Source organism: Aquabacterium sp., from assembly GCF_030652515.1.
Lineage (GTDB): Bacteria > Pseudomonadota > Gammaproteobacteria > Burkholderiales > Burkholderiaceae_C > Aquabacterium.
The window spans coordinates 16,660-42,039 of record NZ_JAUSAR010000159.1 but is presented as its reverse complement, the minus strand read 5'-3'; the positions used below and the strand labels follow the sequence as shown (position 1 = coordinate 42,039).

Genomic DNA, 25,380 nt, shown 5'->3' with positions numbered 1-25,380 from the left:
GTAGGTGGCACCGAGCCGTTCTGGCGACAGGCGGCCCAGAGGAATGGCGGTCACGGCCTGGCATCGCAAGGTGGCAGGCTGCACAGAATCCGGCCTATCGGCTGACTTCACACTTTTTTTCGATTTTTCGCGCCTTGAAAGTGGCGCGAACCTCAAGTTGGCGGGCCGGGTGGTCGAAATGCTTCCTGAAATCTCAGGAAAATCAGCCATGTCGCCCACGCCCTCCTCCCCCATTCGTTTGCCAATGCGCACCCCGCGCCTGTTGATCCTGGCCGCAGGTGTCGGCGTTGCATTCTGTGCCCTGGCCAGTGATCGCAGCGGCGACCATGCCAGCAGCGCCCACGGCGCGGCTTCTGCGCAGGAAGAGCCCAAGGTCATCGCCAAGGATTCGCTCAAGCGCCAGCTGGCTGCAGGCAAAGCCGAGGCCAAAGCAGGAAAAACCGACGGAAAATCTGAAGCGGGTGCCGCGTCTGTGCCATCGGGCAAGCCCGAGCCCACCTCGGTGTCCATGGCAGAGTTACGAGACCTGATCGACCAGAAGATCGCCGAAGTGCGCGCCAAACAGGCCGCCGCGCCCGCCGTCAAGGTCATCAACAGATCGCCCAAGCCCCGCGTCGCGGCGGTGAGCCCCCAGATCAAGCAGACCATGGCCGCCCATGGCGCGGCCGCCGTGCCAGGCTTGCCCGCGGGCCACGACCTGCATTGGGAATACACCGGCGCCGCCGGCCCGCAAAGCTGGGGCCAGCTCAAACCCGAGTTCAAGACCTGCAGCAGTGGCACACGCCAAAGCCCGATCGACATCCGCGATGGCATCAAGGTGCAGCTGGAGCCCATCCAGTTCGACTACCGGCCCACGCCTTTCCGCGTGATCGACAACGGCCACACGGTGCAGGTCAACCTGGATGCGGGCAACAACATCACGGTGTCGGGCCGCCGCTACGAGCTGGTGCAGTTCCACTTTCACCGGCCGAGCGAAGAACGCATCAACGGCCGCCAGTACGAGATGGTGGCGCACCTGGTGCACAAGGACGCGCAAGGCCGCCTGGCCGTGATCGCCGTGTTGCTGGACCAGGGCAAGGAGCACCCCATGGTGCAACTGGTGTGGAACAGCCTGCCGCTGGAGAAAAGCATCGAGCAGGCCTCGCCCGTGATGCTGGACATGAACCTGATGCTGCCCGAGCAGCGCCAGTACTACACCTACATGGGCTCGTTGACCACACCACCGTGCACCGAGGGCGTGCTGTGGCTGGTGATGAAGCAGCCAGCCACCTTGTCGCCCTACCAGGCCTCGGTGTTCAGCCGCTTGTATGCGAACAACGCGAGGCCGGTTCAGTCGGCCTCGGGTCGCATGATCAAAGAAGGCCAGTGAGGCAGGTCAGGCTGCTTGCCTGGCAGCACTGCGCCGACGAACCACGGCACCCACCGCCATCAGCCCGGCCACCATGAGCGCATAGCTTTCTGGTTCGGGCACGGGGGCCAGCGCGGCGGACACATCAGGACCTGAGCCCACGAGCTCGAACGTGCCCACGTAAGTTCCGGCCGACGTCAGCGCGGTGACCTTGGCGCCAATGAAATCCAGGCTGGTGGCGCCATAGCTGCCATTGATACCGGAATCGGGATCCCAGCTGAAGCTGAAGGTGTCGAAGGTGCCGAAGCTGGTGAAGTCAAAGCCGAACACCGCACCGCCACCAAAGAACGATGCCGTTCCACCAGACGGGGCAGTGATGCCGCTGGGAGCACCATCCATCACCAAGAAACTGCCGTCGGTCGTGAGGGTCGACGAGAAGTCGAAAGTGAGCTTGCTGATGTCGTAGCTGGAGCCATTGAAGGCCAGCGTGTTGATGGTAAAGCCATCAACACCGGGTTCCGTCACGAAGATCGAACCCGGGGGCGCCGCGTGGGCTGCGCCTGCCATGGTCAGGCCTGCGGCCACGATGAGGGACGAGAGAAATTTCATGCTGTACTCCAAAAACTTGAATGAATGAACCGTTTGGTCAAGTCACTCTGTCACACAGCACGTGCAGCGTCATCCCCCTAACATCAATACACGCGCCCGCCCTTGAGCTGCGCATGGGTGCGGCGGGTCAGGCCGGTGGCACGCGCCATCGCGGCCATCGAATGGCCGGCGTGGGCGTGGCAAATGGCCAGTCCCAGCGCATCGGCCGCGTCCTTGTTGGGCTCTGAAGGCAATTGCAGCAGGCGCATCACCATGTGCTGAACCTGCTCCTTGCGCGCGTGGCCATGGCCCACCACGGCTTTTTTCATCTGCAGCGCGGTGTATTCCGAGACGGCCATCTCGCCCGCGCTGACCAGGGCGGCCAGGGCCGCGCCCCGGGCCTGGCCCAACAGCAAGGTGGACTGCGGGTTGACGTTGACGAACACGATCTCGACCGACGACTGCTGCGGCTCGTAGCGCGCCATGACCTCGCGCACCCCGTCAAAGATCAGCTTCAGGCGCCCGGGCAGGTCGCCCAGGGCCGCCTCCTTGGTGCGGATCGTGCCGCTGGCCACATAAGACAGGCGCGGTCCATCGGCGTCGATCACGCCAAAACCGGTGGTCTGCAGGCCAGGGTCGATGCCCAAAATTCTCATGGGGTGGATTTTCCAAACTAGGGATAGTGCGTTCGACACCGAGCACCCATCATTCTGAGGGCATTCACCCTGGTTTCACCTTTGGAGCATCTTCATCGGCGGCGAGACCAAAGCCTGCCAGAAATGAGCATTTAAAGCCGACCCCCATGAATTAGGACTAGGCCAGGCCAGTGATCCTCGCTAGGATCGCGGCTGGCCTGGGCGTGTCCACGCACCAACTCGGTGGTGCGGGCAACGCGGCACCAGCGCCCCTCTCACAGGGAAGGTGTTTCGCGAAGTATGTGCGGCATTGCTGGGATTTTGAAAAGCCATGGCCAGGTCGCGCGTGCCTCGCTGGAGGACATGATCCGCCGCTTGCACCACCGCGGGCCCGACGGCCAGGGCTTCCACACCGATGGCCCCCTGGGCCTGGCCCATGCCCGACTGAGCATCATCGACCTGGCTGGCGGCGACCAACCCATCCACAACGAAGACCGCAGCGTGTGGGTCGTCTTCAACGGCGAGATCTTCAACCACATCGAACTGCGCCAGACCCTGGAGCAGGCCGGGCACCGCTTCTACACGCACTCCGACACCGAAGTCATCGTGCACCTGTACGAGCAGCACGGCGAGCGCTTTGTCGATCACCTGAACGGCCAGTTCGCCATCGCCTTGTGGGATGCGCGACAGCAACGCCTGATCCTGGCCCGCGACCGCACCGGCATCCGCCCCCTGTTCTACCACTGGACAAGCCAGCGGCTGGCCTTTGCCTCCGAGGTCAAGGCGCTGATGGCCCTGCCCGACACCCCTCGCCAGTTGAACCTGCCAGCGCTGGGCGAAACCTTCACCTACTGGGCGCCACTGCCCGGCCACACCGTGTTCGAGGGCATCCAGGCCTTGCCACCCGGGCACCTGATGGTGATCGAAGAACGTGGCCAATCCGGCGCGCGCACCGAGCGCTACTGGGATTGGACTTTCCCGGCAGCGCACCTGGAAACCCAGCGCAGCGCCGACGACCTGGCCGACGAACTGCGCGAGCTGCTGATCGACGCCGTGCGCCTGCAACTGCGCGCCGATGTGCCGGTCGGCGCCTACCTGAGCGGTGGGCTGGACTCGTCCATCATCACCAGCTTGATCAAGCATTTCACCGACACGCCGCTGCGCACCTTCTCGCTGGCGTTTGAAGACGAAGAGTTCGACGAAAGCGCCTACCAGCAAGACATGGCCCGCTACCTGGGCACCGAGCACACCGCCCTGCGCTGCAAACGGTCTGACATCGCCGCCGCGTTTCCACGCGCGGTCTGGCACGCCGAAAGCCCCATCGTGCGCACCGCGCCAGCGCCCATGATGATGCTGGCCGGCAGCGTGCGCGAGGCCGGGTTCAAGGTGGTGCTGACCGGCGAAGGCGCCGACGAAGTCTTTGGTGGCTACGACCTTTTCAAGGAAGCCAGCGTGCGACGCTTCATGGCGCGCCAGCCCAGCTCCAAAATGCGGCCCGCCTTGATGGAGCGCCTCTACCCCTACCTGCGCCACTCACCCGCCGCCAACCGCGTGATGGCCCAGCGCTTCTTCAGCGAAGGCTCGGAGCACCTGGGCCAGCCGCACTTCGCCCACGGCCCACGCTGGGCCACCACGCGCCGCATGTGGCAGTTCTTCACGCCCGAAGTTCGGCAGAGCCTGGCGGGCGTCGATCACCTGGCCGCCATCGCACCGCACTTGCCGTCGGACATCGGCCAGTGGGCCGCGCTCAGCCAAGATCAGTACATCGAGGCGCACACCCTGATGTCGGGCTACCTGCTCAGCTCGCAAGGCGACCGGCCCGCCATGGCCCATTCCATCGAAGGGCGCTTCCCTTTCCTGGACCACCGCGTGATCGAGTTCGCCAACCGCTTGCCGCCCCGCTACAAGCTGATGGGCCTGACCGAGAAGTACCTGCTCAAGCGGTCCATGACCGGCCTGCTGCCCGAGGGCATCCGCACCCGCACCAAGCAGCCTTACCGCTCACCCGACAGTGCCAGCTTTTTTGAGGGCGGCCAACCGGTGGACTACGTGGCTGACCTGCTCAGCCCCGCGCGCATCGCCGATGCCGGTTACTTTGACCCCAAGGCCGTCAGCAAGCTGTTCGAGAAATGCCGTGCAGGCCGGGCCATTGGCTTTGGCGACAACATGGCTTTCGTGGGCGTGCTCTCGACCATGCTGCTGCACGAGCAGTTCATCCTGGGCAAGGCTGTTCAATGAACACCATGCTGCTGCACCACTTCTTCGATCAGACGGCGGCGCGTTGGCCTGACCAGGTGGCCCTGGTGTGCGGCGAGCAGCGCCACACTTACAGTCAATTGCGCGTGCGCGTGGATCGCCTGGCCACCTTCCTGCAGCAACGCGGCATCCAGCGTGGCGACCGGGTCGCGCTGTTCATGGACAACACGGTCGAGCTGGTGGTGGGCATCTTCGCGGCGCTGCAGGTGGGCGCGGTGTTCATGCCGATCAGCCCGCTGACCAAGCAGGCCAAGCTCGTCTACCTGCTCAAGGATTCCGGCGCCAGTGCCTTGCTCACGCAGCCCTCGCTGGCCCCCGTGCACCAACCGGCCCTGGCGCAATCGCCGCAAGTGCACACCGTGTGGCACGCAGGCCTGCCTGATGACAGCCCACCCAGCGCCCAGCCCTGGGCCGAGCCCGACCTGATCGATCAGGACCTGGCCAGCATCATCTACACCTCGGGCACCACGGGCGAGCCCAAGGGCGTGATGCTCAGCCACCGCAACATGGTGTCGGCTGCGCAGTCGGTGAACAGTTACCTGGGCTTGATGCCAGACGACGTCATCCTGTGCGCCTTGCCCCTGGCCTTCAACTACGGGCTGTACCAGGTGCTGATGGGCTTCATGGTGGGCGCCACCGTGGTGCTGGAGCGCTCCTTCGCCTTCCCCGTCAGGGCGATAGAGATCATGGCCCGCGAAGGCGCCACGGTGTTCCCCGGCGTGCCCACGATGCTCTCCGCGCTGGCCAACCTTCAGAGCACCATCGGGCAGCATGACCTGAGCCGACTGCGCCTGATCACCAACGCGGGCGCCGCCCTGCCCGAAGCCCGTATCCACCAAGTTTGCGCGCTGTTCCCACAAGCCCAGCTGCTGTCCATGTACGGGCTGACCGAGTGCAAGCGCGTGACCTACCTGCCGCATGAGCAACTGGCCCTGCGGCCCAACAGCGTGGGCCGGGGCATGCCCAACCAGGAGCTCTGGCTCATCGATGAATCGGGCCACCGCCTGCCACATGGCAGCACCGGCGAGCTGGTGATTCGCGGCAGCCACGTGATGCGCGGCTACTGGGGCAAACCGGCCGAGACCGCCCAGCGCCTCAAGCCCGGCCCCCTGCCCGGCGAAATGGTGCTGCACTCTGGCGACGTGTTCCGCACCGACGCCGAAGGCTACCTGTACTTCGTCTCGCGCCAGGACGACATCATCAAGAGCCGGGGCGAGAAGGTCAGCCCCCGCGAAGTCGAGAACGCCCTGTATGCGCTGCCAGGGGTGTTGGAGGCGGCCGTGGTGGGCGTGCCCGACGAACTGCTGGGCCAGGCCGTGAAAGCCTTCATCGTGCTCCAGCCTGAGGCCAGTTTGACCGCGCAGACCGTGGTCAAACACTGCCTGGCCCACCTTGAAAGCTTCATGGCGCCCAAGCATGTCGAGTTCGTCACCTCGCTGCCCACCACCGACACCGGCAAAATCCGCAAGGCCGAACTGAATTGAACAGCCGCCTCTCATTTTCTTAACCGATCCCAGCACCATGCCCAACATCAAACAACAGGTTCGCCAGTACATCCTCGACAACTTCATCCTGGGATCCGAAGGCGCCAACTTCAGTGATGCCGACTCTTTCCTGGAGCTGCACATCGTCGATTCCACCGGCTTCCTGGAGCTGATCGTCTTCATCGAAGACACCTTTGGCCTGAAGGTGCCCGACGAGGACATGCTCCCCGACAACCTGGACAGCCTGGACGCCATCGAGGCCTACGTCAACCGCAAGAAGGCAGCCTGAGCATGAACGCGCCCCTGACGCCCGCCGTCCTGAACATCGACCTGGCCGCCGAGGCCGACCGCATCGCGCGCCACATGGTCGAATCCGTGCGCCGCTTCCACAAGCGTGGCGTGGTGCTGGGCTTGTCGGGCGGCATCGACAGCTCGGCCTGTGCCGCCTTGGCAGTGCACGCCCTGGGGCCCAAGAAAGTGTTCGGCCTGTTGATGCCCGAGCGCGACTCCAGCAGCGGCAGCACCGACAAAGGCCGCATGGTGGCCGAGCACCTGGGCATCGAACATGTGCTGGAAAACATCGGCCCCACGGTCGAGGCCATTGGCTGCTACCGCTGGCGCGACGAGGCCATGCGGGCCGTCTTCCCGGGCTACAACGATGCCTGGAAAAGCAAGATCGTGATTGGTGGCGGGGTGGAAGGGCGCATCAACTTCTTCAAGCTGGTGGTGCAATCGCCCGATGGCCAGATGCACGAAGAGCGCCTGCCCTTGCGCGAGTACCTGCAGATCGTGGCCGCCACCAACCACAAGCAGCGCATCCGCAAGACGATGGAGTACTTCCACGCCGACCGCTTGAACTACGCCGTGATCGGCACGCCCAACCGCCTGGAATACGACCAGGGCTTCTTCGTCAAGAACGGCGATGGCGCGGCCGACATCAAGCCCATCGCCCACCTGTACAAGACGCAGGTGTACGCCATGGCGCGCCACCTCGGCCTGCCCGAGGCCGTTTGCTCGGCCGTGCCCACCACCGACACCTACAGCCTGCAGCAAGGGCAAGACGAGTTCTACTTCGCCTTGCCTTACCCGCAGATGGACCTGGCGCTGTGGGCCCACAACCACCAGCGCCCCGCCACCGACCTGGCCCAGGCTTTGGGCCTGAGCGAGGCCCAGGCCACGCACCTGTACACCGACATCGAGGCCAAGCGCCGCGCCGCGGCCTACCTGCACGCCCGCCCCGCGCTGGTCGAACCCATCGGGGAGGTGTCCGAGTGAGCTTCTCCCACCTGCGTGGTTTCAAGGTGGCGGGCATCAGCACCTGCGTGCCGCCGCACACCGTGGACAACCTGGAAGCGGGCAAAGACTTCGGCGCCGTTGAAGTCCGCAAGGTCGTCTCCATGGCGGGCGTGCGCTTTCGGCAGGTCGCAGGCCCCGACATCACCTCGGTCGACCTGTGCACCGCCGCCGCCCAGCGCCTGCTCGATCAACTGGGCTGGGCGCCCGAGTCAGTCACCGGCCTGATCATGGTCACCCAGTCGCCCGACTACTTCCTGCCCTCGTCAAGCTGCATCGTGCATGCACGGCTGGGCCTGGGCGTGCACTGCGCCACCTTCGACGTGGGCTTGGGCTGCTCAGGCTACCCCTATGGCCTGTACCTGGGCGCCGCCATGCTCAGCGGTGGCGGCCACCAGCGCATCCTGGTGCTGCATGGCGAAACGCCCAGCCGCTTTGTCGATCCCGGCGACCACGCCACCACCTTGCTGTTCGGCGACTCGGGCTCGGCCACGGCGCTGGAGCACACAGGTGACGCACAAGACGAAGCCTGGTTCGGCCTGTTCACCGATGGCAGCGGTGCCGAGGGCCTGATCATCCGGGGCGGAGCCTTCCGCGATCCAACGCCCGTCGATCCACGCGACCTGCGCCTGCACATGGACGGCGCCAGCATCTTCAACTTCACCATCAAGCGCGTGCCCGCCATGATCCAGGACACGCTGGCCTACGCCGGCCTGGCCGTTCCCGACATCGACGCCTTCATCTTCCACCAATCCAACCGCTTCATCATGAAGCACCTGGTCAAGAAGTGCGAGCTCCCCGAAGACCGCGTGCCCTTCATCCTTGAAGACATGGGCAACTGCGGCGGCCCCTCGGTGCCCTTGACCATGACCCGAACCCTGGCGCAACGCGGCGACCAGCCCATGCGCTTGATGTTGCTGGGCTATGGCGTGGGCCTGTCCTGGGGCGCGGCCATCATGACGCTGGACCACAGCACGCCGCTGCTGCACCACACCTACCAGGAGTAAATGTTTTGATCCCGATCACTGCTGCCGAAGCCATGGCCATGATGTCCGAGTGCTTCATGGAACCGGTCGAGCGCCTGACCCCCGAGCTGTCCCGGGAAAGCATCCCCGGCTGGGACTCGATGGGCGCCCTGATGCTGATCGCCGAAATCGACGAACGCTTTCAGATCGAGCTGAGCGCCGACGAATCACGCACCATGAAACACGTGAGCGACGTGCTGGCCTTCCTGGCCAAGCATGGCGCGCTGGCCGGTTGACGCACCAGTGACCAGCCACCCTCGCCTTTCACTGGCGCAGACCAGCCGCCTGGTGGCGCGCGCCCTGGGCATGAGCGTGCCAGACCTGGCGGCCAGCTTCCGCCCCGCCGTTTGGGCCGATCTGCCCGCCCTGCTGGCCTTGCGCACCCGCGTGCTCGGGGGCGACATCACCTGGGACGACCAGGCCTACCTGGCCTGGCGTTATCGGTTGGGTCGACCGCAAGCCGGGGGCGGCGAATGCTGGGTGCTGGTGCGCCAAGGCGAGTTGCTGGGCATGGTCGGCACGCAAGACCTGGTGCTGCGCTGCGACGGCCAAGCCTGCCCGGCCTTGTCCCTGATGGACATCATGATCCAGCCCGAGCTGGACAGCGTGGGCCTGGGCGTGTGGATGAACCTGGCGATCCAGGAACGGACCACGGCCACACTGGCCATCGGGGCCAACGCCAATTCCATCGGCATGGTCAGCCGCTTGTTCGACACCCTGCCTAATCGGCGCAGCTTTGTGCACCCCGTCAAACTGGGCCACTTCCTGCGCAAGCGGCTGCCGGTGCCGGGCTTGCCGCACCTGATGGCGATGGGCCTGGAAACGATGATGCGGCTGGGCCGCGCGCTGCTGCTGGCGCCCTGGTTGCCATCGTCCATCCAGGTCAAGCCATGGGCTCGCCTGGACGATGCTTTGAATGAGCTGAATGCCCAGCTGGAGGCCAACGATGTGGTGCATGCTGAACGCACCCCGGCGCAGCTGAACTGGCGCCTGTTGGACAACCCACGTGGCGCATCGCAGGTGTGGGGGGCTTGGTCAAAAGGCCGCCTGCTTGGCTACATGGCCACGCAGTTAACGCCACTGGACGACGGGCGCCAGGCACTGACCATCGTGGACCTGGTGGTGCGATTGCCCAGCGGCCTGCCAGCCTTGCGGGTGTTGTTGTGGACCGTGCTGGAAGAAGCCTGGCGCCATCAGGTCGAGTACGTGACCATGACCTCGTACCGCCAGGATGTGGAGCGTGAGTTGCGTCGCGCGGGCTTTCGGCAGCAGGCTCATCAGTTTGAGACGCTGGGTTGGACGTGCCGGGATGAAGGCTTCAAGGCTTTGGTCGCATCGCGGCCGGACTGGACACTGAGCGAGGTTCACACTGACCGGGTTTGAGGGGTAGCGGTCAGGTGTCGGCGGCCACCGACATGATAATGTTCGAGCGCCATCGTCAAAGAAAGTGCAAATGAAGAGTCTGACGAATGTCTTTGCTGTCGCGCTGTCCGTCATGGGGATTTTGCTTCCCGCTCACGCCATTGGCGCAGATGAGTCAGGCGAACAGCCTGCCAGACCCATACCAAAGGAGCTGCGCCTCCTGTATGCGGCGCTTATGACTGTTCAGGAGACCGCTGCGCAACCCGTGACGCTGGAAGAGTTGGCACGCGGCGCCTTGAACGGAATGGCGAAGGCAGCAGATGAAGACAATGAGTATTACTCCCAAGCGGAGTATGAGAACTACACCTCAGGTCGCTCAGAAGGCGCGGTTGGATTGGAGCTCGCATCAAGGGGCGATGCTTTGATGATCATCAGCCCCATCGTCGGCGGACCCGCCGATCTCGCAGGCCTTTTGCCAAAAGACAGGATCGTGTCGATCAACGAAGAAATCGTTGTCGGCAAGTCGGTAGCGAAAGCCTTGGATTTGCTCCGTGGGCCTATTGGGAGCAAAGTACGTATTTCTGTCTCAAGGGGAGACGCGAAGAGATTGCTCACCCTTGAAGTCGAACGCGGAAAAATCAGCGTTTCCAGCGTAAGCACACGAAGGCTTCATGAGGACATCTTGCTTCTCAAAGTCACTGCGTTGCGGACAGACGCGCTCACTATGGTTGCGCGTCATCTTCAACAGGAATGGAATACCCGACCATTCAAAGGGCTGGTGCTGGACCTCCAGCATAACCCTGGGGGACTGCTTCAACATGCCATTGGATTGGCTGCTCTCTTTTTGCCGCCCGATAAAGTCGTCGCGAAGACCATGGGGCAATCCAATGATGCGAAGGCCGTTTATTTTGCGCGTCCACAGTTCTATCTGCGCAGCCAGGAGGCGGATCCTTTACGAGACCTTCCCGGGGCGATCAGATCTATCCCGCTGGTTGTACTTGTGGACGCAGGAACGGCATCCGGTGCTGAAGTTGTCGCTGGCGCCCTCCAACAGCACGCGCGCGCCAAGATCATCGGCCATCAGACCTTTGGGAGAGCAAAGATCCAAACGCTTCGGCCATTGCCGGGATACGGCGCTTTGAGAATCACTTCGGGGTTAATTTATGCGCCCAACGATAAGTCCTATGAAGCGGGGATACAGCCGGATGTGGTTCTTCCGCCTGACACGAGCCAGATGGCTGCTGCTGACGAAGCTTTGTTGATCTTGAAGAAGACCCTCGCCCATTGACGTACTTGTTCAATTTCCCACGCATGCCGCCGATGACCCTTGCGACCCTTCCAGGTCGGCCACTAAGTTCACGCAATTTGCTGGGTCATGTTTCGTTCAAGAGAGATACGCTGGCGCCAAGCCAATAGTGACCGCCTGGGCCTTGCGGCATAACCAGTCCAAGATTTCTGCCGCACATCCCTTCCTTGTTTAGATGGTCTGTTTTAGATCGGCAGCAACACGGTGCGGGAAAGTAGCGTATTTGTCATATGAAAAACCCGGCTTCGCTATGAAGGCAACCGCATCATGCCAAGTCCGATAGCAAATACAGCATCATTTCAGCACTCGCCAGAGCAGCGACCAGCCCCCTCACCTCACCCCCGCAAAGCCCCCGCAATCACCGGCCACAACACCTGGTGCGAAGCCCGAAACCAATCAATGTGCCCAATGCTTTTCAAGCCATGCTGTGCAGGCTTGACGCTCAGCGCCTGCTTGTGCGCCGCCGGGAAGGTGCGCAGCAGATCGGCCACGGTGGCGGGCGTGGCGATGTCATCGTCGGCCGCGTGCAGCACCGTCATGGGCGTGCGCACCTGGGCGTGAAAATCGCGCTCGGGCTGTTGGCGGATGGCGTTGGTGGCATAGCCGCCCGCCGCACACCATTGCCCCCATTGGCGGGCAACACCCGCAGGCAAGTTCTCTCCAAGCCCAAGCACCGAAGACACGCCATAGCCTTTGAACAGGATGCTCAAAGGCATGGCCAGCCGCAGACCAAAGCGTGCTTTGAGCCGAAAGCCCAGGCGCATGCCGCTGAACCAACCCGTGGAGGCCGACACCCCCACCAACCGTGCCACCTTGCCGTGATTGGGCAACAAGCCGATCATCTGGCCGCCCGCGCTGTGGCCCAGCATCAGCACCTGCTCGCAGGCCGTGCGGTGCAGCAGCCAATCCAGCGCGGCCACCTGGTCCAGCTGGCCCCAATCCTGCAGCCTGGCCTTGCTGGCGCGCAAGGGGCCGTGCAGGGACAGGCCAATGCCACGGTAGTCGAACACCAGCACGTCGTGGCCCTGCCCGGCCAGCCAGGTGGCAAAGCGCAGGTAGAAATGCTGGCGCACGCCGGTGGCCGGGCACAAGAGCACCGGCAAGCCAGGCGTGCCGCCACTGGCGGGCAGGAAGTGACCCTGCAGGCGCGCACCATCGGCGCAGGTGATCTCAATGCGCTCGGCAGCGCCGTCGGTCTTGCTGGTATGGCCTTGTTCAGTCATGGTGGGATCCGGATGAAGGGGTCGAGTCAAGGTGCTGCACATGCGTCAACCAGCGGGCCACGGTTTGCAACTCGGCTTCGGTGAAGCCTTTGGTGAGCCGGGCGTTGATGCGGGCCATGGCCTCGCGCAGTGGCTGCTGCTGGGCCAGCCCGGCGGGGCGCAGCCACACGCGCTGGGTACGCCCGTCCTGCGGACAAGGGTGGCGGGCCACCCAATCCAAAGCCTCCATGCGCTGGACCAGGCCCGAGACGGCCGACGGGGCCAGGTCCAGGGTCTCGGCCAGTTGCCCCATGGTGGCACCATCTTCACGGGCCAGGCAGAACAGCACGCCACCCTGCGCAGGCGTGGGTGCCGTGATCCCATCACGCGCCGCCTCGGCCTGCTGCACGCCGATCCACTGTTGTAGGCGGCGCTGTGCGCTGTTGAGCAAGAAGACAAGGCGGGGGCGTTGGGCCATGGCGGGTGTTGCAAATTTATTTCGCATGCGAAGTATATCGCGCACCCCAAAAGAAAAAACCGGCACAAAGGCCGGTTTGCTCATCGCATCAGTCCGCAGACCGATTCACCCATCACCATCAATGGCGGAAGTGGCGCGTGCCCGTGAACACCATCGCAATGCCACGCTCGTTGGCCGCCGCGATCACTTCGTCGTCACGCATGCTGCCACCGGGGTGGATCACGCAGGTCGCACCCGCGTCCACCACCACGTCCAGGCCATCGCGGAAGGGGAAGAAAGCATCTGACGCCACGGCCGAGCCTTGCAAGGTCAAACCAGCGTGGCCAGCCTTGATCGAGGCGATGCGGGCCGAATCGAGGCGACTCATCTGGCCCGCGCCCACGCCCATGGTCATGCCATCCTTGCAGAACACGATGGCGTTGCTCTTGACGAAGCGGGCCACGGTCCAGGCGAACAGCATGTCCTTCATCTGTTGCGCGGTGGGCTGCACTTCGCTCACCACCTTCACCTCACCGACCAGGTCGATGTTGTCAGCCGATTGCAGCAACATGCCGCCGCCCACGCGCTTGAAATCCAGCGCGTTGCTGAGCTTGCTGATGGGCACTTCCAGCAGGCGCACGTTCTGCTTGGCCGCATAAGCAGCGCGGGCAGCGGGTGTGATCGCCGGGGCAATGGCCACTTCCACGAACTGCTTGTTGGCGTTGATGGCCTCGACCACATCGGCATCGATGGGGCGGTTGAAGGCCATGATGCCGCCGAAGGCGCTGGTGGGGTCGGTCTTCAAGGCCTTTTGATAGGCTTCCAAAGGCGTGGCACCCACGGCCACGCCGCAAGGGTTGGCGTGCTTGACGATCACGCAAGCGCACTCTTCAAAGGCCTTGACGCATTCCCAGGCGGCATCGGCATCAGCGATGTTGTTGAAGCTCAGCTCCTTGCCCTGGATCTGGGTCCATTGCGACAGCGTGCCTTCAACGGCCTGCGCCTCTTTGTAGAAGGCAGCAGACTGGTGCGGGTTCTCGCCGTAACGCATGCCCTGAACCTTTTGAAGTTGCAGGTTGAACACCTCGGGGTATTCAGCGCGCACAGGCACGGCTTCGGTCTTCAACTCGCTGCCCACTTCCAACGCCGTCAGGTAGTTGGTGATCATGCCGTCGTAGGCGGCGGTGTGGGCAAACACCTTCTTGGCCAGCATGAACTTGGTGGCGCGGGTCAGGCCGTCGCCCTTCAGTTCGCTCAGCACTTGCGTGTAGTCGACCGGGTCGATGATCACGGCCACGTCTTGCCAGTTCTTGGCGGCGGCGCGCAGCATGGTGGGGCCACCAATGTCGATGTTCTCGATGGCGTTTTCCAGCGTGCAGTCAAGCTTGGCCGTGGCTTGCGCGAAGGGGTAAAGGTTGACCACCAGGATGTCGATGGTGTTGATGCCGTGCTCTTTCAAGGCGGCCATGTGCTCGGGCAGATCGCGGCGGGCCAACAGGCCACCGTGCACGCGCGGGTGCAGGGTCTTCACGCGGCCATCCAGCATCTCCGGGAAGCCCGTCACCTCGGACACTTCGGTCACCGGCAGGCCCTTGTCGGCCAGCAGCTTGGCGGTGCCGCCGGTGGAGAGCAGCTTGACGCCCTGGGCGTGCAGCGCTTGCGCGAATTCAACAATGCCGGTCTTGTCGGACACGGACAACAGCGCGGTGAGGGTTTGGCTCATGGGGTGTTTTCAGGTCAAAGAGAAAATAAAAAATCACTTGATGAGCTTGTGCTCGATCAGCTTGCGGCGCAGGGTGTTGCGGTTGATGCCCAGCCATTCGGCGGCGCGCGACTGGTTGCCCTCGGCGCGTTGCATCACCACTTCAAGCATCGGCCGCTCCACCGCGTTGACGACCATGTCGTACACGGCAAACGGCTCGGCGCCCCGCAGGTCATGGAAGTAGCCTTCCAGGTTGTCTTTGATGCAGTCTTGGATGTTCTTTTTGCTACTCATGGTGCTTCAGTTCGCCATGCACAGCGCCTGCTCGGCAGGCAGCGTGGCGTCGTCATCGTCTTCGCTGAGCGAGGTGGCCAGGTTCGGCAAGCGAACGTGTTCCAGGCTCAACTGGTCAAAAAAATCCGTCACGGCCTGCACTTGGGCCGAACAGACGTCCAGGGTGTTCATGTGGTCGCGGAAGGCTTCGCCACCGGGTAATGCGCGCACAGCCCAGCCGATGTGCTTGCGCGCGGTGCGCACGCCAGCAAATTCGCCATACAAGCCATAGTGGTCGTCCAGGTGTTCCAGCAGCCATTGTTTGACCTGTTCGGTCAAAGGCTGGGCACGGTGCTCCCCGGTGGCCAGAAAGTGTGCAATGTCACCGAAGATCCAGGGGCGACCTTGCGCGGCGCGGCCCACCATGATGGCGTCGGCCCCGGTGTAGCGCAGCACTTGCAGCGCCTTTTCAGGGCTGACGATGTCGCCATTGGCCACCACCGGCACCTTCACCGCGGCCTTGACGGCGGCAATGGTGTCGTATTCGGCCAGGCCCTTGTAGCCCTGCTCGCGGGTGCGGCCGTGCACCGTCAGCATGGCGATGCCAGCGCTTTCAGCCAGGCACGCAATGCGCTCTGCGTTTTTATTCAGGGCCGACCAGCCGGTGCGCATCTTCAAGGTCACGGGCACGTTGTGCGGCGCGCACGCGGCCACCACGGCTTCCACGATCTGCAATGCCAGGGCTTCGTCCTGCATCAGGGCCGAGCCCGCCCACTTGTTGCACACCTTCTTGGCCGGGCAACCCATGTTGATGTCGATGATTTGGGCGCCGCGGTCGATGTTGTAGGCGGCGGCCTCGGCCATCATGGCCGCATCGGTACCCGCGATCTGAACGGCAATGGGCGCGGTCTCGCCTTCGTGGTTGGAGCGGCGCGAAGTCTTCAGCGTGTTCCACAACTCTTTGCGGCTGGTGACCATTTCGCTCACGGCATAACCCGCCCCCAACCGCTTGCACAGCTGGCGAAACGGCCGGTCCGTCACCCCTGCCATGGGGGCCACGAACAGGCGGTTCGGCAGGGAAATGGGACCAATGTGCATTGAAATGGCGTGAAACGGCGGGCCAGACAAGACGACGCAGCCCCGGCGCTTGCGACGTTGCAGGGGCGGCCGGGGCTGCTTAAAAAGGAGGCAGAGTATAGCGTCGGGGCGCTGAAATCGGCAAGCCTTTTGCAGGCCATTTCACCCCCCTAGGTCAGCATGCTGCTCGCTCTGCTGCAAGCGCCACATTTGCGCGTATCGGCCATTGGCCGCTGATAAATGCGCGTGTGTGCCGCGCTCGATGATCCGCCCCGCTTCCATCACCAGGATCTCATGGGCATGCACGATGGTGGACAGGCGGTGCGCGATGATCAACACGGTCTTGCCCTGCGCAACGGCGGCCAGCTCGGCCTGGATGGCACGCTCGTTGGCCGAATCGAGCGCGGACGTGGCCTCGTCGAACACCAGGATGGGCGGATCTTTCAGCAAAGTACGGGCGATGGCCACGCGTTGCTTTTCACCACCCGATAATTTCAAGCCGCGCTCCCCCACCACCGTGTCGTAACCCTTGGGCACATTGACGATGAAGTCGTGGATGCGGGCCGAACGCGCTGCCGCCTCCACCTCATCGCGCGTGGCCTCGGGCCGACCGTAAGCGATGTTGTAGGCCACGGTGTCGTTGAAAAGCACGGTGTCTTGCGGCACGATGCCGATGCTGCGGCGCAGGCTGTCTTGCGTCAGGCCACGCACATCATGGCCGTTGACCGAGATGCGGCCCTGGCCCGGCGGGATGTCATAAAAGCGGTAGAGCAGGCGCGCCAGGGTGGATTTGCCCGAACCCGAAGGGCCCACCACCGCCACCGTCTGCCCGGCGGGAATCTCGAAGCTCAGGTCGTGCAGGATCGGCCGGTCGGCATCGTAGGCAAAGTTGACATGGTCGAACCGGACCGACGGCGGGCCTTTGAGCAGCAGCGGCTTGGCATCCGGCGCATCGGCCACTTCGCGCTCGCGCTCCATCAGGTTGAACATCTTGTCCAGGTCGGTGAGCGATTGCTTGATCTCGCGGTAGATCACACCCAGGAAGTTCAGCGGGATGTAGAGCTGGATCATGAAGGCGTTGACCATGACCAGGTCGCCCACCGTCATGCGGCCTTCGACCACGCCCTCGGTGGCGCGCCACAGCATCACGATCAGGCCGGTGGCGATGATGGTTTGCTGGCCCGCATTCAAAAACGACAGGCTGCGCTGGGCCTTCACGGCCACGCTGCGCAAGCGGTCCAGGCTTTCGTCATAGCGGCGGGTTTCGAAGGCCTCGTTGTTGAAGTACTTCACCGTCTCGAAGTTCAGCAGCGAGTCGATGGCGCGCGTGTGCGCTTTTGAATCCAACTCGTTCATCTCGCGCCTGAAGCGCGTGCGCCAATGCGTCACCGTCACCGTGAAGGTCACGTAGACCACCAGCGCCGTCAAGGTGATCCACGCAAAGGCCACGTCGAACTTGGTGGCCAGCAAGGTGAGCACCAGCGCCACCTCGATCAGCGTGGGGATGATGCTGTACAGCGAGTACGAGATCAGCGAATGAACGGCGCGGGTGCCGCGTTCGATGTCGCGGGTCATGCCGCCGGTCTGGCGCTCCAGGTGGAAGCGCAGGCTGAGCGCGTGCAGGTGCGCGAACACTTGCAGCGAGATGCGCCGCGCCGCGCCTTCGGTGGCCTTGGCAAACACCAGTTCGCGCAGTTCGGTGAACAGCGAGGTGGACAGGCGCAGCAGGCCATAAGCGAGCAGCAAACCCAAAGGCACCACCATCAAGGCCTGCGCGCTGCCTGCGCTGGGCGCCAAACGATCGACCAGGTTCTTGAGCAACAAGGGCACACCGACGTTGGCCAGCTTGGCGCCCAGCATGAAGGCCAGCGCCAGCACCACGCGGACCTTGTACTCCCACAAATACGGCCACAGGCGCGACAGCGTGGCCCAATCGGAACGACGGATTTCCGTTTGCGTGGCAGATGGGGAATTTTCAGGGGCCGTGGCGGTCGGGGTGCGTCGCATTCTGGAACAATGGTTTCTACTGATTTGCTGTGACGTCGATTGTCGACCGGATTCCCCATGACTGCTGCCACCTTCCGCAATACCCTGCTGACCCCGCCCGACCTGGCCCCCGACATGGAGCTCGTGATGCGCGTGCCGCCCATGCCGCGCGACTCGAACGGCAACGGCGACATCTTTGGCGGCTGGATCATGTCGCAGGTGGACCTGGCCGGCTCGGTGCTGCCAGCCCGCATCGCCAGGGGCCGCATCGCCACGGTGGCGGTCAAGGAGTTCGTGTTCCGCTCGGCCGTGTCGGTGGGTGATCTGCTGTCCTTCTATTGCCGCGTGGAGGCGATCGGCAACACCTCGATCACGGTGCACGTGGAGGTGTGGGCCGAACGCCGACCTTCCGATCCGCACCTGGTCAAGGTGACCGAAGCGCGGGTGACCTATGTGGCCACGGACAACGAGGGCAGGCCCCGTCCAATTCCCAAGGAAACCACGCCTTGAGTGCGTGCGCCAGGTCATGAGCGACCAAAAAATCGACGTCTACCCCTACCCCGCCGGAGGCTGGGGGGCCTTGCGCAGCGTGGCGCACCAACTGAAAGAGCAAGGCATCGCCACCAAGGGCGCGCGCACCCTGCTGCATGCCAACCAGCCCGATGGCTTTGATTGCCCCGGCTGCGCCTGGCCTGACCGCAACCACGGTTCATCATTCGAGTTCTGTGAGAACGGCGCCAAGGCCGTGGCCGCCGAAGCCACCGCGCGCCGCTGCACGCCCGAGGTGCTGGCCCAGTACACCGTGCGCGAGCTGGCCGCGCAGTCCGATTACTTTCTGGAAGGCCTGGGCCGCCTGACCCACCCCATGGCCTACGACCCGGCCAGCGACCGCTACCTGCCCATCGAATGGGATGCCGCGTTCGAGCTGATCGCGCAGCATCTGAAGGCCCTGCCCAGCCCCAACCAGGCGGTGTTCTACACCTCGGGCCGCACCAGCAACGAGGCGGCGTTTCTCTACCAATGGTTTGTGCGCGAGTACGGCACCAACAACTTCCCCGATTGCTCCAACATGTGCCACGAGCCCAGCGGCGTGGGCCTGAAGGGCAGCATCGGCGTGGGCAAGGGCACGGTCACGCTGGACGATTTCACGCTGGCCGACACCATCTTCATCTTTGGCCAGAACCCGGGCACCAACCACCCGCGCATGCTGGCCGAGTTGCGTGCCGCGTCCAAACGCGGCGCCCGCATCGTCAGCATCAACCCCTTGCGTGAACGCGGGCTGGAGCGCTTTGCCAACCCACAAAGCGCGATCGAGATGAGCACGGGGGGTGCCACGCGCATCAGCTCACACTATTTCCAGCCCCGCATCGGCGGCGACCTGGCCGTGGTCAAGGGCCTGCTCAAGCAATTGCTGGCCTGGGATGACGACGCTCGCCTGTGCGGTGCGCCGCCGGTGCTGGACCAGGCCTTCATCGCCGAGCACACTATGGGCTTCGACGACCTGGCCGCCGACCTGCGGGCCGAGGACTGGTCGGTGATCGAGCTCGAATCGGGGTTGAGCCGCGAGCAACTGCTTGAAGCGGCCAACGTGGTGCGCCATGCCAAGGCCATGATCGTGTGTTGGGGCATGGGCATCACCCAGCATCCGCACGCGGTCGGCACGATCCAGATGCTCAGCAACCTGCTGCTGGTGGGCGGACACATCGGCAAGCCGGGTGCTGGCGCTTGCCCGGTGCGCGGCCACAGCAATGTGCAGGGCGACCGCACCATGGGCATCTATGAAAAGCCCAGCGCGGCCTTCCTGGACCGCATGGAGCAGGTGCTGGGCTTCACACCACCGCGCGAGCACGGCTTCGACACAGTCGAGGCCATCGCGGCCATGGCCGATGGGCGTGCCAAGGTCTTCTTCGGCATGGGCGGCAACTTCGCGGCCGCCACGCCCGACACGCCACGCACCTGGGCCGCGCTGCGCCGCTGTGATCTGACCGTGCAGGTGTCCACCAAGCTGAACCGCAGCCACGTGGTGCATGGCCGCGCCGCGCTGATCCTGCCCTGCCTGGGCCGCACCGAGGCCGACGAGCAAGCCGGTGGCCCGCAAAGCGTGACGGTGGAAGACTCGATGAGCATGGTCCACCTGTCGCGCGGCACCAATGCCCCGGCCAGCGAGCACCTGCTGTCCGAACCGGCCATCGTGGCCCGCCTGGCCGAAGCCACGCTGGGCCCCAGGCAACGCTGGCAATGGATGGTGGAAGACTACGACCGCATCCGCGAACGCATCGAGGCCACGCTGGATGATTTCGCGGGCTTCAACCAGCGGGTGCGCACACCCGGTGGCTTCCGTTTGCGCAACACCGCCAGTGACCGCGTGTGGGCCACGGCATCGGGCAAGGCCCAGTTCCACGCTCACCCCATTTCGCAAGACACCGCGGTGCACCGCGCGCGCCTGCAAAGCCCGATGGCCACGGTGTTCACGCTGGCCACCATGCGCTCGCACGACCAGTACAACACCACCTTGTATGGCCTGGACGACCGCTACCGGGGCGTGTGGGGACAGCGCCGCGTGGTCTTCATCCACGCGGACGACATCCAGGCCCTGGGCTTCAAGGCGGGCGACTGGGTGGATCTGCACACGATCAGTGACGACGGCATTGACCGCTGCGCGCCGCAGTTCAAGCTGGTGGCTTACGACATCCCGCGCGGTTGCCTGGCCGCCTACTACCCCGAGACCAACCCGCTGGTGCCCCTGCACAGCGTGGCCGAAGGCGCGGGCACGCCCACGTCCAAATACATCCCTGTGCGGCTCACGGCCAGCCAGGCGCCATTGGACGAACCCGCCGACCATTGCGGCTTGCCTGAAAGCCCGGCACAGCCAGGCCCACGCGCATGAGCGAGTCCGGCTGGTCTGCGCGGCCGGTGCTGCGCTCCAGCCCCGACGGGGCGGCCAAACCTGGCGAAGAAGCCGTGGCGGTGGAAGCCCCCGTGGCCCTGCTGTTCAACGGCGTGTCGCACGTGGTGATGATGGCCACCCCTTTGAACCTGGCCGAACTGGGCCTGGGCTTTGCCTTGAGCGAAGGCTTGCTGGACGACGCGGCGCAGTGCTATGGCATCGACGTGGTGTCCACCCCGCTGGGTTGGGAAGTGCGACTGGAAGTGGCCACACGCAGCTTTGCCAGGCTGCAAGAACGCCGTCGCCAGATGTCAGGCCGCACGGGTTGCGGCGTGTGCGGCATTGAAAGCCTGCAGCAATGGGCGCAGGCACCTGCCCGGCCTCGTGGTTGGTCCCTGCCGGACTGGCTGCGCACGTGGCGCGCCGACGATGCGCCAGCCCAGTCCGCCGTGCAAACCGCCTTGCTTGATCTGCCGGGTCGGCAAGTCCTCAACGCCCGGACTGGCGCCTTGCACGCCGCCGCCTGGGTCACGCCACAAGGCCAATTGCTTCACGTGTTTGAAGACGTCGGCCGACACAACGCGCTCGACAAACTGCTGGGTCACCTGGCGCAATCTGGCGTGCCCATGAGCAAGGGCTGGGTGCTGATGACCAGCCGCGCCAGCCATGAACTGGTGCACAAGTGCATCCGCGCGGGCGTGCCCTTGCTGGCCACGGTGTCGGCGCCCACCTCATTGGCCATCGATGCCGCGCAGGCAGGCCAGTTGCGCCTGTGGGCCTGGTGCCGCGACGGGCGTTTCAGCACCTACGCCTGACCCCGCCCCTCGCAAACATGCGACCATTGGCGCATGAACGCCGTCACGCCCACCCCACTCGCGGAACTGCCCGCCCAACTGCACGCCCAAGGCTGGGCCTTGCTGAGCCCTGCCGACCTGCTGCCCGCCCTGCACCTGCGTGAAGCCGACCTGGACCCCCTGCGCGCCACCTGGCACCACTTGCCCGCCGACACGCATCTGCGCGACGGTGGTCATTACCGCTTTCGGCGTCACAGCTGCTATGTGCTGGACAACGTCCAAGGCCCGCTGATCCAGGCCCCGCACCGCGCCCACTGGCAGCCCGTCACCTACAACGCGCTGCACGGGGGCTTCGAGCGTTGGTTCGAGCCCATCGACGCCGAGGTCAGCCAGCACCCCGCCTGGCGCCATCTGTTGACCCTGCTGGGCCAGCAGTTCAACGCCGCCAAACCCGTCGCCCAGTGGTTCATCGAGGCGCACCAGTTCCGCGTGGACACTGCGGGCGGCATCGGCCGCCCCACCCCCGAAGGCGCCCACCGCGATGGTGTGGACTTCGTGGCGGTTGTGATGGTCGGGCGCCACCAGGTCAAGGGCGGCGAAACGCGCGTCTTCGAGGCCGATGGCCCGCACGGTGTGCGCTTCACCCTGAACGAACCCTGGAGCGTGCTGCTGCTGGACGACGCCAGAGTGATCCACGAATCCACCCCCATCCAGCCCCTGGGCGAACACGGCTGGCGCGACACCCTGGTGCTGACCTACCGCGCGGGCGGCTTCCAAGGGCCCAGCGCGTACACTTGAGGCCCATGGTCTTCACACGCCTTCACCGCCGCTGGACTGCCTGGATCGCTCTCTGCGCGATCTTGCTGGGTGCGCTCGCGCCCACGGTGTCGCATGCCATGCGGGCCTGGTCGCATTCGCCCATCACCTGGGTCGAGGTGTGCTCCAGCACCGGCAACAAGCTGATCGCTGTGACCTTGGGCCAGGACGCCAGCTCGGCCCAGCAAGCCGATGGCAGCCGAGGCCTGCCCAGTGGCGAGCACGCTGGCGAGCACTGCCCATTCTGCCTGGTGCAGGCGCACGATGCCGCCCTGCTCCCGGCCGTGCCACCCGTGATGGCCTTGACCACACCGCTCACCCACGCGCTGCCCTTCCTGTTCCTGCACGCCCCACGCAGCCTGTTCGCGTGGGCACCCTCCCAAGCGCGCGCGCCGCCCACTTCAGTCTGATCCGCCTTTGAGCACCGCCCGGCCTTGCCCGGGCGAACCTGATCCGATCTGGAGTTTCAAACATGTTTGCATTCAACGTGCGCCTGCACGCTTTGGCGCTGGCCTGCGCCGCCACCTGCGCGCCCCTCGCCCACGCCCAAGGCGTGGCCACCGACACTGAACTGGCCCCCGTGGTGGTCACCGGCAAAAGTGGCGGCGCCAGAGGCGGCCTGCCGGCAGGCCTGCCAGGCTCGACCGCCAGCAAGACGGCCGAACAACTGCGCGACCAGAACCTCTTCAACCCCGAAGACGCGCTGCAATACACCCCCAGCACCACCGTGCGCAAGCGCTACATCGGCGACCGCAACGCCCTGATCGCCGGGCGCAGCTTTGGCACCCTGCAACCTTCGCGCGCGCTGGTCTACCTGGATGGCTACCTGATCTCGAACTTCCTGGGCCGCTTCGACGCGCCACGCTGGAACATGGCATCGCCCGAGGCGATCGAGCGCGTGGACATGCTTTACGGGCCTTATTCAGCGCTGTTCCCAGGCAACTCGATCGGCACCACCGTGGCCATGAGCCAGCGCGTGCCCAAGGGCCTGGAGGCCTCGGGGCGAGTGATCGCGGCCCGCCAAAGCTTTGACCAGTATGGGCACAAGGACCATGACGACGCCCAGCAGATGTCACTGCACCTGGGGCAAAAGCTGGACACCGGCCTGTGGTTCACGGCCGATGTGAATCACCAGGATTCGACCTCGCAGCCGATGCAGTACGGGGCCGTGTCGGCGGACGCCAGCGGTGCTTTTCCAACCTACGCCAGCCAGTCCGCCACGCCAACACCCGTCACCGGGGTGGTCTACGACACCGATGCCAAGGGCCTGAGGCGCGCCATCTTTGGCGCCAATGGAGGGGCGATTGACCACACCGTGCAAGACACGGTGAACCTGCGGGCAGGCTACCGCTTCACGCCCACACTGGAAGCCAGTGCCATGGCCTCGTGGTGGGGCAACACCACGAAGATGAGCAATGTCACCTTCCTGCGTGATGCCGCGGGCAACCCCGTGTGGCAAGGGACCAGTGTCAACGCTCAGAAGTCAGGCACCTCAGTGGCACGAAACTATTTCCTGGTCAGCCAGGACGGCCATGTTTTTGAACTGCCTGCCAGCTCATTCGCCCCCTCCACCCGCGACGAATCCCACCAGCAACTCGGCGCCACCTTGAAGACGCGCAACGCCACCGGCTGGAATGCCTCGGTGGTGATCTCCGACTACCGCATCCTGAACGATGAAAACCGCCAGGCCAACAGCCCTGACCCGGTGGCTTTTGGCAGCGGCAGCTCGGGCACCCTGACCCGCCGCGATGGCACCGGCTGGAACACCTTCGAGGTGCAAGGGACCTGGACGCCCAGTGCCGGTGACTGGACCGATGGCCGCCACGCCCTGGCCTTCGGCCTGCACCGCAATGCTTACAAGCTGGACAACACGGTGGCAGACACCACCGCCAACTGGCAACAGGGCGAAGGCACCTTGAGCCAATACTACCGAGGCAAGACCGAAGTGATCGCCCTGTATGCCCAGGACGCCTGGCGCCTGCAAGACGACCTGAAGCTGACCCTGGGCTGGCGCGAAGAGCAGTTCCGCGCCTTTGATGGCAGCCAGTTCGCCCTCAACCAGGCCGAGATCTACCCCCAACGCACCTTGCGCGGTCACTCGCCCAAGGCCGCCCTGGCCTGGAGCGTGCGCGACGACCTGATCCTGAAGCTCAGCGCCGGACGCGGTGTGCGCTTTCCCAATGTTGAAGAGCTGTACAACGGCACGGTCACGTCCACCACACGCAGTTTTTCAGACCCCAATCTCCAACCCGAAACCTCGGACGCGGTCGAGTTGAGCGCTGAGAAGACATGGGAAGCGCAACGCCTGCGCGTGTCGCTGTTCCACGATGACGTGAAGGACGCGATACTGCGCCAAAGCACCACCGACGCGACGGTGTGCAAGACCTCGTCCACCATCACGCTCAACAGCTACACCTGCGTTCAAAACGTGGACCGCGTCAAGACCACCGGCATCGAGTTCGCGTGGCAAGCGCAGGACCTGTTCATCAGTGGCCTGTCGCTGGACGCCACCCTGGCCTTCACTCACTCGAAGGTGGTGGCCAATGACAAGGATCCGACCTCGGTTGGAAAATGGTGGTTGCGCGTGCCCAAAGAGCGCGCCACCGTGCAGGCCAGCTACCAGCTCAACGCCGATTGGCGCTTCAGCGCCGGCTACCGCCACGAAGGCCGCGCCTACAACGATGTCTACAACGCCGACATCAACCCCAACGTCTACGGCGGCGTCTCCAGTGTCAAGCAGCTGGACCTGCGCGGCAGCTACCAGATGACGAAACAACTGGAACTGGCCCTGGGCGTCAACAATGCGCTGGACGCCCGTGCCTACCAATCGCACCCCTACCCCGGGCGCACGCTGTTCGCCGAACTGCGCTTCAAGCTTTGAACAGGCCC

Annotated in this window: 24 protein-coding genes; 15 read left to right on the top strand and 9 right to left on the bottom strand. The window is 64.5% G+C overall.

What is annotated here, in order from left to right:
- A partial coding sequence (locus Q7V20_RS18375) for a hypothetical protein (protein ID WP_304794599.1) occupies positions 1-210 on the bottom strand: 210 nt, incomplete at its 3' end.
- Here Q7V20_RS18375 and Q7V20_RS18370 point away from each other — a divergent pair.
- Positions 209-1,369 carry a carbonic anhydrase gene (locus tag Q7V20_RS18370; protein ID WP_304794596.1) on the top strand — a complete coding sequence of 387 codons (1,161 nt, stop codon included), beginning with the start codon at positions 209-211 and terminating at the stop codon, positions 1,367-1,369. The two genes, Q7V20_RS18375 and Q7V20_RS18370, sit on opposite strands and share 2 nt — an antisense overlap.
- Positions 1,370-1,375: 6 nt before the next feature.
- On the opposite strand, the gene Q7V20_RS18365 is transcribed toward Q7V20_RS18370, so the two are convergent.
- Both Q7V20_RS18365 and ruvC read right to left on the bottom strand, forming a co-directional pair.
- The gene (locus Q7V20_RS18365) at positions 1,376-1,957 is read right to left on the bottom strand and encodes a PEP-CTERM sorting domain-containing protein (protein ID WP_304794593.1); all 582 of its coding nucleotides are present in this window, start codon (positions 1,955-1,957) and stop codon (positions 1,376-1,378) included.
- Between the two features lie 83 nt (positions 1,958-2,040).
- Complete coding sequence (gene ruvC / locus Q7V20_RS18360) at positions 2,041-2,592, bottom strand: crossover junction endodeoxyribonuclease RuvC (RefSeq protein ID WP_304794590.1); 552 nt, start codon at positions 2,590-2,592, stop codon at positions 2,041-2,043.
- Between the two features lie 279 nt (positions 2,593-2,871).
- Between ruvC and asnB the strand changes: the two genes are divergently transcribed.
- The 8 genes from asnB (at position 2,872) to Q7V20_RS18320 (ending at position 11,279) form a co-directional block, all read left to right on the top strand.
- Complete coding sequence (asnB, locus tag Q7V20_RS18355; RefSeq protein WP_304794587.1) at positions 2,872-4,809, top strand: asparagine synthase (glutamine-hydrolyzing); 1,938 nt, start codon at positions 2,872-2,874, stop codon at positions 4,807-4,809.
- Positions 4,806-6,311: a class I adenylate-forming enzyme family protein gene (locus Q7V20_RS18350; protein WP_304794584.1), complete on the top strand. Its 1,506-nt coding sequence runs from the start codon at positions 4,806-4,808 to the stop codon at positions 6,309-6,311. The genes asnB and Q7V20_RS18350 overlap by 4 nt, the downstream gene beginning before the upstream one ends.
- 37 nt (positions 6,312-6,348) lie before the next feature.
- Positions 6,349-6,600 (top strand): acyl carrier protein, encoded by a 252-nt coding sequence (locus tag Q7V20_RS18345; RefSeq protein ID WP_304794581.1) that lies wholly within the window; start codon positions 6,349-6,351, stop codon positions 6,598-6,600.
- Positions 6,601-6,602: 2 nt separating this feature from the next.
- Positions 6,603-7,586 carry an NAD(+) synthase gene (gene nadE / locus Q7V20_RS18340; RefSeq protein WP_304794578.1) on the top strand — a complete coding sequence of 328 codons (984 nt, stop codon included), beginning with the start codon at positions 6,603-6,605 and terminating at the stop codon, positions 7,584-7,586.
- On the top strand, positions 7,583-8,611 hold the full coding sequence (locus Q7V20_RS18335; RefSeq protein ID WP_304794576.1) for a ketoacyl-ACP synthase III: 1,029 nt from the start codon (positions 7,583-7,585) through the stop codon (positions 8,609-8,611). Before nadE ends, Q7V20_RS18335 begins: the two co-directional genes overlap by 4 nt.
- Before the next feature lie 5 nt (positions 8,612-8,616).
- Complete coding sequence (locus tag Q7V20_RS18330) at positions 8,617-8,865, top strand: acyl carrier protein (RefSeq protein ID WP_304794573.1); 249 nt, start codon at positions 8,617-8,619, stop codon at positions 8,863-8,865.
- Positions 8,866-8,872: 7 nt separating this feature from the next.
- Entirely contained in the window at positions 8,873-10,012 is a 1,140-nt protein-coding gene (locus Q7V20_RS18325; protein WP_304794572.1) for a hypothetical protein, read from the top strand.
- A 70-nt stretch (positions 10,013-10,082) separates the two neighbouring features.
- On the top strand, positions 10,083-11,279 hold the full coding sequence (locus Q7V20_RS18320) for a S41 family peptidase (protein ID WP_304794569.1): 1,197 nt from the start codon (positions 10,083-10,085) through the stop codon (positions 11,277-11,279).
- A 353-nt stretch (positions 11,280-11,632) separates the two neighbouring features.
- Here Q7V20_RS18320 and Q7V20_RS18315 read toward each other — a convergent pair whose 3' ends face one another.
- The 6 genes from Q7V20_RS18315 to Q7V20_RS18290 form a co-directional block, all read right to left on the bottom strand.
- Positions 11,633-12,520 (bottom strand): alpha/beta fold hydrolase, encoded by an 888-nt coding sequence (locus Q7V20_RS18315; protein ID WP_304794567.1) that lies wholly within the window; start codon positions 12,518-12,520, stop codon positions 11,633-11,635.
- Positions 12,513-12,977: a MarR family winged helix-turn-helix transcriptional regulator gene (locus Q7V20_RS18310; RefSeq protein WP_304794564.1), complete on the bottom strand. Its 465-nt coding sequence runs from the start codon at positions 12,975-12,977 to the stop codon at positions 12,513-12,515. The genes Q7V20_RS18315 and Q7V20_RS18310 overlap by 8 nt, the downstream gene beginning before the upstream one ends.
- A gap of 118 nt (positions 12,978-13,095) precedes the next feature.
- The gene (purH, locus tag Q7V20_RS18305) at positions 13,096-14,679 is read right to left on the bottom strand and encodes a bifunctional phosphoribosylaminoimidazolecarboxamide formyltransferase/IMP cyclohydrolase (RefSeq protein ID WP_304794561.1); all 1,584 of its coding nucleotides are present in this window, start codon (positions 14,677-14,679) and stop codon (positions 13,096-13,098) included.
- A 33-nt stretch (positions 14,680-14,712) separates the two neighbouring features.
- Positions 14,713-14,952, bottom strand: a complete 240-nt coding sequence (locus Q7V20_RS18300) for a Fis family transcriptional regulator (RefSeq protein ID WP_300547599.1) — start codon at positions 14,950-14,952, stop codon at positions 14,713-14,715.
- Positions 14,953-14,958: 6 nt separating this feature from the next.
- Positions 14,959-16,029 (bottom strand): tRNA dihydrouridine synthase DusB, encoded by a 1,071-nt coding sequence (gene dusB, locus Q7V20_RS18295; protein ID WP_304794555.1) that lies wholly within the window; start codon positions 16,027-16,029, stop codon positions 14,959-14,961.
- A gap of 141 nt (positions 16,030-16,170) precedes the next feature.
- Positions 16,171-18,015, bottom strand: a complete 1,845-nt coding sequence (locus Q7V20_RS18290; protein WP_304794552.1) for an ABC transporter ATP-binding protein/permease — start codon at positions 18,013-18,015, stop codon at positions 16,171-16,173.
- 57 nt (positions 18,016-18,072) lie between these two features.
- Here Q7V20_RS18290 and Q7V20_RS18285 point away from each other — a divergent pair, with 57 nt between their 5' ends.
- The 6 genes from Q7V20_RS18285 (at position 18,073) to Q7V20_RS18260 (ending at position 25,372) form a co-directional block, all read left to right on the top strand.
- Positions 18,073-18,504, top strand: coding sequence for an acyl-CoA thioesterase (locus Q7V20_RS18285; RefSeq protein WP_304794549.1), 432 nt, complete (start codon positions 18,073-18,075; stop codon positions 18,502-18,504).
- Positions 18,505-18,520: 16 nt separating this feature from the next.
- Positions 18,521-20,881 carry an FdhF/YdeP family oxidoreductase gene (locus Q7V20_RS18280; RefSeq protein WP_304794546.1) on the top strand — a complete coding sequence of 787 codons (2,361 nt, stop codon included), beginning with the start codon at positions 18,521-18,523 and terminating at the stop codon, positions 20,879-20,881.
- Positions 20,878-21,696 (top strand): formate dehydrogenase accessory sulfurtransferase FdhD, encoded by an 819-nt coding sequence (gene fdhD, locus Q7V20_RS18275; RefSeq protein WP_304794543.1) that lies wholly within the window; start codon positions 20,878-20,880, stop codon positions 21,694-21,696. The genes Q7V20_RS18280 and fdhD overlap by 4 nt, the downstream gene beginning before the upstream one ends.
- Positions 21,697-21,729: 33 nt before the next feature.
- Positions 21,730-22,473 (top strand): 2OG-Fe dioxygenase family protein, encoded by a 744-nt coding sequence (locus Q7V20_RS18270; protein ID WP_304794540.1) that lies wholly within the window; start codon positions 21,730-21,732, stop codon positions 22,471-22,473.
- Between the two features lie 5 nt (positions 22,474-22,478).
- Positions 22,479-22,901 carry a DUF2946 domain-containing protein gene (locus Q7V20_RS18265; protein WP_304794537.1) on the top strand — a complete coding sequence of 141 codons (423 nt, stop codon included), beginning with the start codon at positions 22,479-22,481 and terminating at the stop codon, positions 22,899-22,901.
- Between the two features lie 62 nt (positions 22,902-22,963).
- Complete coding sequence (locus Q7V20_RS18260; protein ID WP_304794534.1) at positions 22,964-25,372, top strand: TonB-dependent receptor; 2,409 nt, start codon at positions 22,964-22,966, stop codon at positions 25,370-25,372.
- Positions 25,373-25,380 lie beyond the last annotated feature (8 nt).

What these genes read in the sequence shown, in the direction of transcription:
- Q7V20_RS18370 (WP_304794596.1), top strand. Translation starts at nt 209, where the DNA reads ATGTCGCCCACGCCCTCCTCCCCCATTCGTTTGCCAATGCGCACCCCG.
- Q7V20_RS18365 (WP_304794593.1), bottom strand. Translation starts at nt 1,957, where the DNA reads ATGAAATTTCTCTCGTCCCTCATCGTGGCCGCAGGCCTGACCATGGCA.
- ruvC (WP_304794590.1), bottom strand. Translation starts at nt 2,592, where the DNA reads ATGAGAATTTTGGGCATCGACCCTGGCCTGCAGACCACCGGTTTTGGC.
- asnB (WP_304794587.1), top strand. Translation starts at nt 2,872, where the DNA reads ATGTGCGGCATTGCTGGGATTTTGAAAAGCCATGGCCAGGTCGCGCGT.
- Q7V20_RS18350 (WP_304794584.1), top strand. Translation starts at nt 4,806, where the DNA reads ATGAACACCATGCTGCTGCACCACTTCTTCGATCAGACGGCGGCGCGT.
- Q7V20_RS18345 (WP_304794581.1), top strand. Translation starts at nt 6,349, where the DNA reads ATGCCCAACATCAAACAACAGGTTCGCCAGTACATCCTCGACAACTTC.
- nadE (WP_304794578.1), top strand. Translation starts at nt 6,603, where the DNA reads ATGAACGCGCCCCTGACGCCCGCCGTCCTGAACATCGACCTGGCCGCC.
- Q7V20_RS18320 (WP_304794569.1), top strand. Translation starts at nt 10,083, where the DNA reads ATGAAGAGTCTGACGAATGTCTTTGCTGTCGCGCTGTCCGTCATGGGG.
- Q7V20_RS18315 (WP_304794567.1), bottom strand. Translation starts at nt 12,520, where the DNA reads ATGACTGAACAAGGCCATACCAGCAAGACCGACGGCGCTGCCGAGCGC.
- Q7V20_RS18310 (WP_304794564.1), bottom strand. Translation starts at nt 12,977, where the DNA reads ATGGCCCAACGCCCCCGCCTTGTCTTCTTGCTCAACAGCGCACAGCGC.
- purH (WP_304794561.1), bottom strand. Translation starts at nt 14,679, where the DNA reads ATGAGCCAAACCCTCACCGCGCTGTTGTCCGTGTCCGACAAGACCGGC.
- Q7V20_RS18300 (WP_300547599.1), bottom strand. Translation starts at nt 14,952, where the DNA reads ATGAGTAGCAAAAAGAACATCCAAGACTGCATCAAAGACAACCTGGAA.
- dusB (WP_304794555.1), bottom strand. Translation starts at nt 16,029, where the DNA reads ATGCACATTGGTCCCATTTCCCTGCCGAACCGCCTGTTCGTGGCCCCC.
- Q7V20_RS18290 (WP_304794552.1), bottom strand. Translation starts at nt 18,015, where the DNA reads ATGCGACGCACCCCGACCGCCACGGCCCCTGAAAATTCCCCATCTGCC.
- Q7V20_RS18285 (WP_304794549.1), top strand. Translation starts at nt 18,073, where the DNA reads ATGACTGCTGCCACCTTCCGCAATACCCTGCTGACCCCGCCCGACCTG.
- Q7V20_RS18280 (WP_304794546.1), top strand. Translation starts at nt 18,521, where the DNA reads ATGAGCGACCAAAAAATCGACGTCTACCCCTACCCCGCCGGAGGCTGG.
- fdhD (WP_304794543.1), top strand. Translation starts at nt 20,878, where the DNA reads ATGAGCGAGTCCGGCTGGTCTGCGCGGCCGGTGCTGCGCTCCAGCCCC.
- Q7V20_RS18270 (WP_304794540.1), top strand. Translation starts at nt 21,730, where the DNA reads ATGAACGCCGTCACGCCCACCCCACTCGCGGAACTGCCCGCCCAACTG.
- Q7V20_RS18265 (WP_304794537.1), top strand. Translation starts at nt 22,479, where the DNA reads ATGGTCTTCACACGCCTTCACCGCCGCTGGACTGCCTGGATCGCTCTC.
- Q7V20_RS18260 (WP_304794534.1), top strand. Translation starts at nt 22,964, where the DNA reads ATGTTTGCATTCAACGTGCGCCTGCACGCTTTGGCGCTGGCCTGCGCC.